This window comes from Candidatus Dependentiae bacterium, from assembly GCA_018897535.1.
GTDB lineage: Bacteria > Babelota > Babeliae > Babelales > UASB340 > UASB340.
The window spans coordinates 25524-38573 of sequence record JAHIKO010000020.1 but is presented as its reverse complement, the minus strand read 5'-3'; the positions used below and the strand labels follow the sequence as shown (position 1 = coordinate 38573).

Below are 13050 nucleotides of genomic sequence, written 5' to 3'. Positions count from 1 at the left end.
TTTGAAGAAACCTCTTTTTTTTCAGTGCGAACTTTTCTTTTATATCCACCTCTTGCAGGACTACTTGTGGCAATTTCATCCTCATTACCAACAAAAATACCTACCTTAGAATCAGAATTTTGATCATCTTGATTAAATCTTTGTTCATCATTATTCAAATCTTGATCCAAATCATTTTTTAATTCTTTGTCATCACGTATCATTAATTTACCTCTTAGAGACTTTTTTGAATTATTCATCAGATTTTAAACCCTCCACAAATTTAAAATAACCTCCATTAAATTTTTATTAAAGAACCTCTTTTTTATGAGCGGCTCGTTGCTCAATATATATCATAACAGGACTTGCAATATAAATGGAAGAATATGTTCCAAAAATAATACCAAGCATCATTACAAAAGAAAATCCTCTTAATGATTCACCACCCAAAACGTAAAAAGCTATTACTGAAAGTAATGTTGCAAAACTTGTAAGTAAAGTTCTTCTCAATGTCTGGTTTATACTAACATTTACAATATCATTTAAAGTATGATCTTTCATTTTTTTAACATTATCACGAATTCTGCTAAATATTACGATAGTATCATTTATTGAATAACCTAATATTGCCAATATTGCAGCTAAAACAGACAAAGACATTTGTTCTTTAAATAGCAATATACAAACAAGAACTGCAAGCATATCATGACATAATGCAACAACAGCTCCAACACCGTAAGCAAATTTTGATCTTATTGCAACATATAACAATATGGCAAGAATAGATAACAATACTGCAAAAATTGCATTCTTTTTCATATCTTTGCCAACTTCAGCGCCAATCCAATCAATATGATTAACAGTCATTGTGTTTCCAGGAGTCGCAGCATCAACAGCCATTCTAAATTTATCTTCAAGACCCTCAACAGTAACACCGCCAAGTTTTACGATAAAATTTTTGCCGTCTTTACCAACGCTTTGAATTACTGAATCCTGCCAACCTTGGCTTGAAATTGCATCTCTTAAAACACCAATATCTATGCTTTTTTCAAAAGAAATATTAATTTCTGCGCCGCCGGCAAAATCTATTGCATATTTAAATCCACCTTGCATAAAATAAGCAACAACACCTGAAGCTATTAATACCAATGAAAAAAATATACAGGCTGATTTGTACTTTAAAAAATCAATCATGATTCCTACTCTTCCTTAAAAACTAAGCCAATTGATCAATAACTGAAACAAACTGTCTGCCTTTTAACCCTTTGTAATATTTTACAAATCCGGATTTTACAGCAAAAAGAGTGTCATCTTTGCCTATTTTTACTCCGTTGCCGGGATGAATCTTTGTTCCTCTTTGGCGAAATAAAATATTTCCAGGTATTACAACTTCACCTGCAAATTTTTTACAGCCTAAACGTTTACTTTGACTCTCGCGACCATTACTAGTTGAACCACCGGTTTTACTCGTTGCCATCTTAAATATCCTTTATTTTTAATAAGAAATAATTAAAAAGATCTTACAAACTTTATATTTTCTATTTTTAACGAATTTGCCTAAAAAAGACAAAAATATTGTGCCTTGTTTTTCAACAAAAGTCAAAGGGTTTATTTAGTTACAGACTCCCAATTCTTGCCAATTTTTGTAGCCACTTTTAACGGAATTATCCAATTTTCAACAGTTTCCATCTCTTTTTTAATAATTTTTTCAACAAAATCGACCTGTTCATTTGGAACCTGAAGAACCAATTCATCGTGAATTTGTAATATAATTTTTGCGCTCTGGTACTTCTCTTCCAGCTTTTTATGAATATTTATCATAGCTTTTTTTATTAATTCGGCTGAAGTACCTTGCACCGGACTATTTACGGCAATTCTTGCAGCTGCTTGATACAAATTTTTATTCTGCTCATGCAAACCTGAAACATACCTACGCCGCCCCATTAATGTTTGAGTAAAGCCATCTTCTTTAGCTTTCTCAATAGTAGATTCTATCCAGGAGGCAACACCCTTATATACTTGAAAGTATTTATCTATATATTCTTTTGCCTGAGATGGTTTAATATCCAAATCTTTAGACAATCCATATGGTGTCAATCCGTAAATAATACTAAAATTTATTTTTTTACCTACCTGTCTTTGTTCATGTGTAACTTCATCGATAGAAACATTAAATATTTGGCTTGCCGTTTTTGAGTGAATATCAATATCTTGCTCAAAAGCTTCTATTAAATGTTTATCTTTTGTCATATGAGCTAAAACACGAAGTTCTATCTGTGAATAGTCTGCAGATAAAAAAGACATACCCTTATCGGCCAAAAATGCCGATCTAATTTTTATACCATGATCAGACGAGACCGGTATATTTTGTAAATTAGGGTTTGAACTTGAAAGTCTGCCTGTAGCCACCATTGTTTGGCTATAAGATGTATGTACTTTTCCTGTATTTGGGTTTATTTCATCTATTAGCGTTTGTACATAAGTACTTAATAATTTTGATAACTCTCGATAATTTAAAATAAGTCCGGGTATTGGATGAATTTTACTTAATTCCTCAAGAACTTCTTGATCAGTTCCACGAGTCCCTTTATGCGTTTTTTTTACTACAGGCAATTTTAAAACATCAAATAAAAGTTCCTGCACCTGCTGAGGAGAATTTAAATTTATATCTTGATATTTTTTATTATAGTTTTCTTCTATAAATGCAAATATTTTTCGTTCGACAGTTTTTAAATCATGTGTTATTTCTTTGCCTATTTCTTTTAATTTGTCCGGATCAAGTTTAATTCCGCATAATTCCATATCAAACAAAACAAAAGATAATGGCATTTCCAAATCAATAAATATTTTATATAGCTTAGAATTATTTTTTAATTCTTTTTCAAGTATGGGTTTTAATTTAAATGTTTGTAATGCATCATAGGCTGCATATTCGGAAGCTTCTTTTATAGGAACCTGGTTAAATGTTTTATACTTATTTTTTAAAATTTGCTCAAAAGTACTCATTGGCTCATTAAGATATTTTACAGATAATACCTTTAAATTAATTTTTTCATCTTCTTTTTTTAGTAAACTTGCAGCTATCAAAGTATCAAATTTAACATTTTTAAAATCTGCGCCATATTGCTTTAAAACAAGCAAATCAAACTTGGCATTATGAAATATTTTTTCAATCTTATTGCTTAAAAATATTGATTTTAATTTTTCAAGTGTAGATTTAAGATCAAGCTGTTTTACAGAGCCATCTTCATGAGCAAGCGGGATATAATAGGCTTCGTTCTTATTAAAAGCAAAAGATATTCCAACTAATTCGTCACGCAGTGGCCTAATCCCTGTAGTTTCCGTGTCTATTGCAATTTCATCAGCGTTTTTTAATTTTTCAATTAACTTATCAAGAGACTCTTCGTTTAATACTATATGGCAGTCCCACTCTGTTTTTTTTCTTTTATCTACTTCCAACACAATGTCATCATTTTTTTTAAAACTATCAAATAACGAAAGTTGGATAGCCTGTTTTTTATCCTCAACTTTTTCCTGAATCCCAATATAAGGTTCTACAGCCTTATGACCAAATATTTTTTTTAAATCATTTAACAAAGACTTAAATTCAAGTTTTTCAAATATTTCAGCCGCCTTTATTAAATTATTTTTATCGAATTCAAAATCTTTTTTGTGTAATGCCAAGTCATAATATTTTAATAAAAAAAGTTTTAAACTTAAAAAAGCATTCTCTTTATTTTCGCTGAGTAAATTTTGAGTTCTTTCTTTTTTTATTTTATCTAAATTTTCATAAAGATCTTCCAGCGATTCAAATTGATTAACTAAATCTAAGGCCGTCTTTTTACCAATTCCAAAAACACCCGGAATATTATCAGAAGTATCACCAAGTAAAGCATAATAAAATGGTACTTTTTCAGGGCTCAAGCCCTTAGCTTTTTCAAAACTTTTAGCATCAATTATTTCTTCTTTAAATGGATCATAAATTATTATTTTGTCAGATAAAAGCTGATATAAATCTTTGTCCGGACCAACTATAACCACCTGCTCACCGCGATAATCTTTTGCAATAGAACCGATTAAATCATCAGCTTCAAATCCAATTTTTGCGACCTGCTTCAGTTCAATATTTTTTGCGAATTCAGTTATATATTCTTTTTGTACAAATAAATCACTTGGTGGTGCTTGACGTGTGGCTTTGTATGGCTCATAAATTTCAGATCTAAAAGTTTTACCTTTACTATCCCAAACAATTGCAAAATACTGTGGATCAAAAATATCTATAAGTCTTTTTATTGTACGACAAAAGCCATAAACTGCTTGCACGCTAATACCGCTTGAAGTTTGTAACGGACGCAAACCATAATAGGACCTATACAAAATGTAAGAGCCGTCTATTAAAAAAAGGGCATCTTTTTTAATTCTATGCACATGAGTCCTTTCTAAATATTTGAAAATCTATATAAAATATATTTATATGAATAATACTATTTTGCAAAAAATTATTAATAATAGGTAGTTTATGAAAATTCTTGCTTTAGACCTTGGTGATAAATGGGTAGGTTCTGCAATATCAGACGGTTTGGGTATAACCTGTAAACCATATAAAACTGTAGATGTGGAAATGACGGAAAGTTTTTTAGAAACCGTTATTAAAGAAGAAGATATATCAACAATAGTAATAGGAAAACCAACAACGTTTTCAGGACTTGAAAGCGAACAAACAAAAAAAATAATGAATACGGCCAAAGAACTTGAAGAAAAAATAAATCCTAAATTTAATAATCAAATAAAATGGATTCTTTGGGACGAAAGATTAAGTAGCAAAAGGGCCGAAAGTCTAAATACAAAAAAAATAAAAACTAAAGAAGATAAAATTAAAAGCCACTCTGTTGCAGCTGCATTTATCTTACAAAGTTATTTGGACAACAAAGCTTTTCAACAATTTTAAATATTGGGTTTAAATTAATTTATCTAATCTTTTACAAAATATAAAAAAAATGGTTATATTATAAAAATAGGGTTTAAGAGTTTTTTTCCTTTGCCTGGAGGGAATCGGTATGAAGTGTCCAAAGTGTGACGGATTGATGGTCATGCAATCGTTCTTTGATCACTTCATTAATTTTGAAGGCTGGAAATGTCTTAATTGTGGCAAAATCATAGAAAAAAAAGAGCACACAATCAAAGATGACGCGTTTAGTATTTTTTATCAAAAACAAAAATTAAAAAAACACAGTTCTTAATTTTTTATGGATAATCTATTTTTCTTAAGCATTCAAGGCAGTTACTCTCTTTTAGATATATCTCTTTTTAATAACTCAAATATAATCAAAAATATCAAAGAAGATAATTTTAAAGCAAGTTCTCTTTTAATCCCAATAATTCAAAATCTATTAAAAGAAAACAATTTAAAACTGGAAAATTTAGCGTTTATTGCCACAGACCAGGGGCCGGGTGCTTTTACATCTTTGAGAGTAACCATAAGCACGGTAAATGGTCTAAGTTTTGCAAGCAAAATTCCTTTAATAGGTATAGACGGACTTGATGCAATATCAACTCAGGCCTTAAAACAAATACAGAATTTACAAAAAACAGATGTTATAGTTGCGCTTTTAAATGCATATAATGACGATGTTTATTATAAAATTAATTCAGATAAAGTCGAAAATCAAAAAGGTTATAAAAAAATAGATTTACTATTAAGTGATCTAAAAAATAATTTTGAAAATCAAAAAATAATTTTTATTGGCAATGCAGTAAATTTACACAAAGATAAAATCTTAAATATTTTTGATAAAAATTCAGCTTTTATAGATATTCAAAATGCAAGTTCACAGGAAATAGCATTAATAGCTTTAGATAAATTTGAAAAAGATAAAAACTGTTTATCTTTCAAGCTAACGCCTCTTTACTTAAAATCTCAAAATTTTGCCATAAGACCAACTAAAAAATAACTATTTAGTCACAATTCGTATCAAACCAAGCCCAACAGTCACAGCTTCTTGTGATCGTAAGATTGTTTTTGTTAAAGAATAACCGACAAAATTATTTTCCTGAAAATTTGAAATTTCAGAGTCTGAAAATCCACCCTCAGGACCAAAGAACAATACAATTTTTTCTGATTTATTTTGCGTTAATTCTTTTATTAATTCTGTAGTTTTAATTTGATCTGATTCAAAAAATATTTTTTTATAATTTTTATCTTTTGCATATTTTAAATATTCAGAAATTTTTATGGGTTCATATAATTCGGGTAAACAATAATTTTTTGACTGTTCACAGGCCGCTATTATTATTTTTTTCAAACGATCTATTTCTTTTTGACCGGCCCACTTTTGTTGGCACTTATCAGTTAATATAGGCTGAATTATTGTAGCGCCAAGTGCAGATGCATTATAAATAAGTTCTTCAAAAGAGCTTTTTTTTATAAGCCCAGTGCACAAAATTATTTCAGGTTCTAACTTTTTATTTTTATTTTTCTCTAAAACTTTTAAAAATACAGATTTATTATTTTTGAAAGTCTGGGATAAAAGTTCGACAAGAATATTTATATTTTTATCAAAAAAGATAATATTATCAGATTCAGATAAACGTAAAATATTTGTAATTCTTGAATATACTAATTTATCTTTTAATTCAAAAGTTTGATTAATATTTAAATTAGAAGTTAACTCTGTTAAATTTTCTAAAAATATAGAAAATATATGCTTACTCATAATAAATTTTAGTTAATTTTATTAGAATTATGGAAATATATATAAGCAACTATTGCTGTAGCTGTAACAGCTGATCCTATTATATATTTATTTTTATTTTCAGATACATGAAAAGCAACAATTTCTTTTATAAAATCGCATCTTGCACTAGGTGACATTTCAGAAAAAATTTCAAAATAAAGCTGTATATCTTCTTTTATTTTACTAATTTTAGATTTTTCTGAATTTGGTGACATTTTTGCTGAATCACGATTTACTTCAGTTATTTTTTCAGCTTGTGCTGCAAAATTTTGTGTGTTAATAGTTATGCTAAAAAAAGCAATTATTATTAAAATATATAATTTCTTTAAAAACATATTAATTTCCTCTAATTTATTGATACTTAAATCATAAATCAAAATAAAAAAAAGTAAAAAGTATCGAATTTTAAAGGTAAAAAATGAACAAAATATCAAAAAAAGGCCCAATTGCTTTGGTTATTTTCGATGGTTTTGGCTATAAAAATCAAGTTTTTGGAAATGCTATAAAAGCTGCAAAAATGCCATTTTTTGAGTTTTTGCTCAAAAATTACCCCTCAACATTATTAAATGCATCGGGTAAAGCCGTTGGACTTTTACCAAAATTTATTGGAAATTCCGAAGTTGGACATTTAACTATGGGTGCAGGCAGAATTATAAAATCTACTTTGGCAAAATTCAAAGAAGTAGTAGACAATAAAACGATATTTAAAAATAAAGTTTTAATTAATAATTTTAAGAAAATAAAAGCAGATAACGCCTTACACATAATTGGGCTTCTGTCCGATGGTGGGGTTCATAGTCATGAATTTCAACTTTTTGCATTATTGGAATTTGCAAAAAAACAAAATATTAAAAATGTTTATATACACGTAATTTTAGACGGTAGAGATGTGCCTCCCAAATCTGCAAATATACATTTAAAAAAATTAGATAAAATTTGTAAAAAATTAAATTTGGGAAAAATTGCATCAATTCACGGTAGATTTTATTCTATGGATCGTGATAATAACTGGCAAAGAACTAAAAAGAGTTATGATATTTTGTGTGACCCAAAAATTAAAATCTCAAATTTAAAAAATTGGGAACAATTACTTAAAAATTTTTATGCAAAAAATATAACTGACGAATTTGTTAATCCAACGTTATTTATAAAAAATGGACAAATAAAAACAGGAGATGGTGTAATTTTTTACAACTTTAGACCTGATCGCGCAAGACAGCTTACCCAAAGTTTTATAGATCCGGATTTTAATAAATTTAAGACCCAAAACTTAAACTCAACAAATAATACTCTTGCATTTTTTATAACAACTACAAGATATATGCAAGATTTTAAAAATTTTAATAACGATATTTTATTTGAACATGAAAAAATAGATCACACGCTTTTAGATGAGATATCTACACAATCAAACGCAAAAATATTTGTCATAGCAGAAACAGAAAAATATGCTCATGTAACCTATTTTTTCAGAGGTATGAATGAGAAAAAATTGCCAAACGAAACATACAACTTAATATCATCAATAAAAGCTAAAAATTATATAAACCATCCGGAAATGTCTGCATATAAAATTACTAGAAAAGTTTTAGCTTCTTTAAAAAATGATCCGGCAAATTTCTATTTAATTAATTATGCCAATGCAGATATGGTTGGACATTCCGGTGATTTTGATGCAACAGTTAAAGCTTGTGAATGCTTAGATGTGCAAATTAAAAAACTTTATGACGAAATAGTTATAAATAAAAATGGCACAATATTTTTGACCTCTGATCATGGAAATGCCGAAGAAATGATAAATAAAAAAACCGGAGAACTTGTAACTGCTCATACAATAAATCCGGTTATATTTATAAAAATTAACCAAAAATCACAAAAAAATAAGCCTGAGATAACTAAATTTGGGCCAATTAAGCTCGAATTATCAAATATAGCAGCAACAATTTTACAAGATTTAGGTCTAAAAATACCGACAAAAATGATCAAAAAACGAATTTTTTAATGATTTTTTCAAAAATCATAACAAAATAATTAATAAATCTCGTTTTTTCTGCTATTTTATCAACCCATTTGTTATATTTTTCAAAACGAATATTATTATTACTATCTGAAATTTAATTAAATATGGGGGTTGAAAATTATGTTAAATAATTTTAAAAAATATTTCATAAACGTTTTTTTTATATTTGCATCTTTTGTTTATACAAATATTTTGGCGCTTAATGAAGAGATACCAAATCTTAATGAAGAGACACCAAACCTTAATCAAGAGATACCAAACTATGAAGAAATTGCTAAAGATATTTTAACTAAACATGATTTTAAAGATATAACAACAATAGGACAAGGTACCGAAAAAATAGTATTCAGTGGAACAAAAATTGAAAATGATGAAAAAAAAGAAATGGCCTGTTCATATTTTATTCCAGTAAAAGATCCTGAAAGACGTTTTTTGCGCGAACTGAATTTACTACAAAAACTTAAACATCCAAATATAATCAAGTACTTAGGATATATTTATGATAAACCTAACAAAATATACATCATATTCACAATGCGGGCAGAAAATTCGTTGGATTATTTTTTATATCACTATTATAAAGAATTAAATATCAAACATAAATTACAAATATCTCTTGGAGCAATAGCTGCTATAAATATGTTACATCATAATAATTTAGTTCACCAAGATATAAAACCAGATAATTTTTTATATTCATGTAATAAAAAAATCGATTTTATAAATATTTGGTTAACAGATTTTACATTTACAAAAAACGAAGAAATTTCTGAATTTTTTAAAGGAACAATTTTTTATACTCCATCAGAAAATATATTAATAAAAAGCATTGATCCAAATAAACAACAAAAAACATATAATATTTCGAAAGCTGCAGATATACATTCATTTGGAGTAACGTTATACGAAATCTTTTATGGTAAGAAATTTTTTAAAACTATTAAAAAAGAAAACAAAGAAGAAATAAAAAATATGCCCATATACGAAAATGATACAAAAAAAAGAGAACCAATAATTCAACTTATTGCAAATGGAGTAAGACCAAAATTAGATGACTCTGTAGTTCAATACCCTATTATAAACGAAATAATAGAAAAATGCTGGAATCCAGACCCAGATAAAAGACCTAATGCTTTAGATATTTTTAACGCATTAAAAAAACTTTATATTGAAATTACTGATATTTAAAGAATTTTTAAATTTACAATAATTTTAGAGCTGTTTTATTTTAAACAGCTCTTTATTTCTTTCTACCATAAATTTCGCATTATCAACCTGATGCGATGTATATCCTGTGTTTAATGGAAAAATAAAACTTCTCTTTTGAAAAAATTCAAGCTCAAATAGCGTACCCGCGCCTGCTCTGGCAAAAACCAAATCTGATAATAAATAATAATCTTTTAAATCTTGTCGATACGAAAAAACTATGGCTTGTATATTTAAATTTTTATAAAAATCTTGCCAATTGGTTTTATCCAATGCACCTGTTTGGTGAATAACCTGAATATTATTTAATTCAAAATTATCATGCAAACTATATTTTTTTAACCAAACTTTAAAATAATTATTTAAAGAAACGGAACCTTGAGAACCGCCCAATACAAATATAGTTTTTTTATTAATATCAAAATTTATACTATCTTGCTTATTTATTTTTAATATAAGCTCTTGCTTATCAAAAATCTTGTCTGATTCTGAATATCTTAACGGATAATTTGTTAGATTTATTTTGTTTTGTAATTTTTTAGAAAAATAATTTTTACTATTTTCAAAAACAATATTTATTTTAGTCGCCAATTTGGACAAAAATTTTATTGCTTTACCGGGAACAACATTTAATTCATATAAAATTATTTCTTGCTTATATCTTTTTGCAGCCAAACAAACAGGAATTGCTAAATATCCACCGGTAGAAATTACAGTTATATTTTTATATCTTTTAACCCAATAAATAGCTCTAAAATAACTGAAAATAAATTGCCAAATAAATTTAGGGTATAAATAAACTTTTTTTCCCGGGAAGTTAGATAACTTTAAATATATTTTTTGATCAATAAAACTATTATCATCTAAAATAGTTTTATCCAAATTCTTAACCCCTGTAAAAAAGACAACTTTACCTAAATTTTTAATTTTCCATTCTTTTGCCAAAATTAGCGCGGGCAAAATATGCCCGCCTGAACCTGAAGCAACTACAAATAAAGTTTTTTCATTCATAAATTATTTTCCAACTGATTTTGCCATTTCCAAATGCTTTAAAACTTCAGAATCATTTGCATTAAAACTCAATGCTTTCTCAAACATATTTATTGCATCTTCCGTTTTACCCATTTTAAATAGAACAAATCCTTTTGTATCAATATAATAATAAGATTCCGGTTTTTCTTTTAATGCCAAATCAATATGAACAAGAGCATCCTCAAGTTTTAAATTATTTTGAGCATAAAAATAGGCCAGTAAATTATGAATGGAAGAATAAGCCGGTTGATATTTTAACGCATTTAACAATATGGCTTCAACTTTATCATTTTGACCCGATATAAATCTTATATAAGCCGTTTGGAATAATATTTTTGACTTAAGCCCATTATCTTTGGTTATATCAAATAATTTTTTACAATAAGAAAGAACTTTTGATCTATCATTTTTTTCAAAATTTAAATCTATTAATGCCGATACCAAATTTTGATTGGAACTATTTTTTTCAACGAGTTCTAAAACTTTAATAATTGAATTTACATCAACTTTAGCTCTTCTTAATAACAGTAAAACTTGTAAAACTTCTTTATTTTCCGGATCTGCAATTAACCAATCTTTAAGTATATCCATAGCCATATTTGATTTTCCTGTTGAAACCAAAATTTCTATTTTTAAAAATTTTGCATCTTTGAAATCAGGATTTTGGGCAAGTAATTCATCAAGTTTTGATAAAGCTATGTCTGCCTTTCCGGCTCGCCAATTAATTAAAGATAAATCAAAAATTTGTGTTGGAGTTTTATCTTTTACTTTTTCCAATACATCACTGGCTTCATCAAATCTTTTTTCTACAAATAATAATCTTATAAGCTGTTTTTCAACTGTTTCGTCAGAACCAACAATATCTAAAAATCTTTTATACCCGGCAATTGCTCCCTGGATCTGGCCCTGCTGTTCTTGAATTATAGCTTTTAACAACCATCCCCGTTCAAAATCAGGAAACAATTCCAAACTTTTATTGATATATTTTAAAGCCTGCTGTTCCATATTTTTTTGCAAATATACCTTTGATGCTAAAAAATAAAATAAAAACTGTTTTGATTCTAAATTTTGATCTTTTATGCACTCATCAATAACAGTCAAAGCTTCATCAAGTTTTCCGGTTTTTATAAGATTTAAAACTTTAAAATATGATAATTGAAGATCATGAGGATTTTCTTTAATTAATTTATTTATGAAATTCGAAGCTTTTTCGCCATGGCCAAGATGCAAATATGATTGTGCAAATATTTTTTCTATATCCAAATTACCCTTAAATACATCTTTTACTTTTTGATCCAAATTAACTATTTTATCAAATTGATTTGTTTCGAATAAAAATCTTATATAACGTTCTTTTGCATAAATAGAATTTTCCGTTTTTTCTAATTTTTCAAAATTTTGCATTGCAGAATTATAATCACCACTCATATAATCAACACACCCACGCATATACGTTTCATAATTATTTGCATTTGCCCCTGAATTATCTTTTACGTTAACCATTTGCATGGAATTACAAGCAACCATAATAAAATTAATAAAAACAAAATTAAAAATTTTTTTATTTAACATACTTCTCCTTTTTACTCTTAAAATAAAAATCTTTTAATAAACTTTTAAGTTCATCATCTTTAATTTTACCTAAATTTGAATATTCAACACTATTTAGTGAAACTTTTTTAGGTTCTGTATTATTATGTTTAGAATTTAAAAATAATTTTGCAGTATCTTTTAAATTTAACGTTTGTTTTTTTATCACCTGAAACCTTATATATTTTATGCGTTCATATTCAAATAAAGAATTTATTTTTTCTCTCAAAACATCTGAAAGCATATACATTTCATGAGCCCATGCCGGATGAGTTACACCTAAAAGTAAAAAGTTTCTTTCCACTTTTAATATAACGACTTTATCACTTAAACTGCCAAGGACTTTGTCCCAATTATTAAATAATTTAACTTTCCATTCATCCTGTTTTGGTACAAAATTATTTAACAATTCAGAAATATGCTTAAACACAAAACACCATTAAAATATTTTATAACTTGCCATACGATTTTTTTTAGCATAAATATTAT

General features: G+C 27.4%; 14 protein-coding genes. 5 read left to right on the top strand and 9 right to left on the bottom strand.

Going from position 1 to position 13050, the window contains the following annotated elements:
* The 4 genes from KKE07_01245 to polA all read right to left on the bottom strand — a co-directional run.
* The coding region (locus tag KKE07_01245; protein ID MBU4269484.1) for a hypothetical protein at positions 1 to 239 on the bottom strand (239 nt) is incomplete at its 3' end.
* A 49-nt stretch (positions 240 to 288) separates the two neighbouring features.
* Positions 289 to 1173 carry a protein translocase subunit SecF gene (secF, locus tag KKE07_01240; GenBank protein MBU4269483.1) on the bottom strand — a complete coding sequence of 295 codons (885 nt, stop codon included), beginning with the start codon at positions 1171 to 1173 and terminating at the stop codon, positions 289 to 291.
* Positions 1174 to 1195: 22 nt separating this feature from the next.
* Complete coding sequence (rpmA, locus tag KKE07_01235) at positions 1196 to 1456, bottom strand: 50S ribosomal protein L27 (GenBank protein MBU4269482.1); 261 nt, start codon at positions 1454 to 1456, stop codon at positions 1196 to 1198.
* A gap of 131 nt (positions 1457 to 1587) precedes the next feature.
* Complete coding sequence (gene polA, locus KKE07_01230) at positions 1588 to 4407, bottom strand: DNA polymerase I (protein MBU4269481.1); 2820 nt, start codon at positions 4405 to 4407, stop codon at positions 1588 to 1590.
* Between the two features lie 91 nt (positions 4408 to 4498).
* Here polA and ruvX point away from each other — a divergent pair, with 91 nt between their 5' ends.
* The 3 genes from ruvX (at position 4499) to tsaB (ending at position 5930) form a co-directional block, all read left to right on the top strand.
* The gene (gene ruvX / locus KKE07_01225) at positions 4499 to 4927 is read left to right on the top strand and encodes a Holliday junction resolvase RuvX (protein ID MBU4269480.1); all 429 of its coding nucleotides are present in this window, start codon (positions 4499 to 4501) and stop codon (positions 4925 to 4927) included.
* Positions 4928 to 5036: 109 nt separating this feature from the next.
* The gene (locus KKE07_01220) at positions 5037 to 5219 is read left to right on the top strand and encodes a hypothetical protein (GenBank protein ID MBU4269479.1); all 183 of its coding nucleotides are present in this window, start codon (positions 5037 to 5039) and stop codon (positions 5217 to 5219) included.
* Positions 5220 to 5225: 6 nt separating this feature from the next.
* Positions 5226 to 5930, top strand: a complete 705-nt coding sequence (tsaB, locus tag KKE07_01215; protein ID MBU4269478.1) for a tRNA (adenosine(37)-N6)-threonylcarbamoyltransferase complex dimerization subunit type 1 TsaB — start codon at positions 5226 to 5228, stop codon at positions 5928 to 5930.
* Here the strand turns inward: tsaB and KKE07_01210 are convergent, their stop codons facing one another.
* On the bottom strand, positions 5931 to 6692 hold the full coding sequence (locus KKE07_01210; GenBank protein ID MBU4269477.1) for a 16S rRNA (uracil(1498)-N(3))-methyltransferase: 762 nt from the start codon (positions 6690 to 6692) through the stop codon (positions 5931 to 5933).
* Between the two features lie 8 nt (positions 6693 to 6700).
* Entirely contained in the window at positions 6701 to 7048 is a 348-nt protein-coding gene (locus KKE07_01205) for a hypothetical protein (protein MBU4269476.1), read from the bottom strand.
* An 83-nt stretch (positions 7049 to 7131) separates the two neighbouring features.
* Between KKE07_01205 and gpmI the strand changes: the two genes are divergently transcribed.
* Positions 7132 to 8715, top strand: coding sequence for a 2,3-bisphosphoglycerate-independent phosphoglycerate mutase (gene gpmI, locus KKE07_01200; GenBank protein MBU4269475.1), 1584 nt, complete (start codon positions 7132 to 7134; stop codon positions 8713 to 8715).
* Between the two features lie 138 nt (positions 8716 to 8853).
* Positions 8854 to 9921: a protein kinase gene (locus KKE07_01195; GenBank protein MBU4269474.1), complete on the top strand. Its 1068-nt coding sequence runs from the start codon at positions 8854 to 8856 to the stop codon at positions 9919 to 9921.
* 24 nt (positions 9922 to 9945) lie between these two features.
* Here the strand turns inward: KKE07_01195 and KKE07_01190 are convergent, their stop codons facing one another.
* Genes KKE07_01190 through KKE07_01180 form a run of 3 tightly spaced genes read right to left on the bottom strand, consistent with a single transcriptional unit; the run spans position 9946 to position 12991 of the window.
* Positions 9946 to 10950, bottom strand: coding sequence for a UDP-N-acetylglucosamine--N-acetylmuramyl-(pentapeptide) pyrophosphoryl-undecaprenol N-acetylglucosamine transferase (locus tag KKE07_01190; GenBank protein MBU4269473.1), 1005 nt, complete (start codon positions 10948 to 10950; stop codon positions 9946 to 9948).
* Positions 10951 to 10953: 3 nt separating this feature from the next.
* Positions 10954 to 12543 (bottom strand): hypothetical protein, encoded by a 1590-nt coding sequence (locus tag KKE07_01185; protein MBU4269472.1) that lies wholly within the window; start codon positions 12541 to 12543, stop codon positions 10954 to 10956.
* On the bottom strand, positions 12533 to 12991 hold the full coding sequence (locus KKE07_01180) for a DUF721 domain-containing protein (protein ID MBU4269471.1): 459 nt from the start codon (positions 12989 to 12991) through the stop codon (positions 12533 to 12535). The genes KKE07_01185 and KKE07_01180 overlap by 11 nt, the downstream gene beginning before the upstream one ends.
* Between the last annotated feature and the right edge of the window lie 59 nt (positions 12992 to 13050).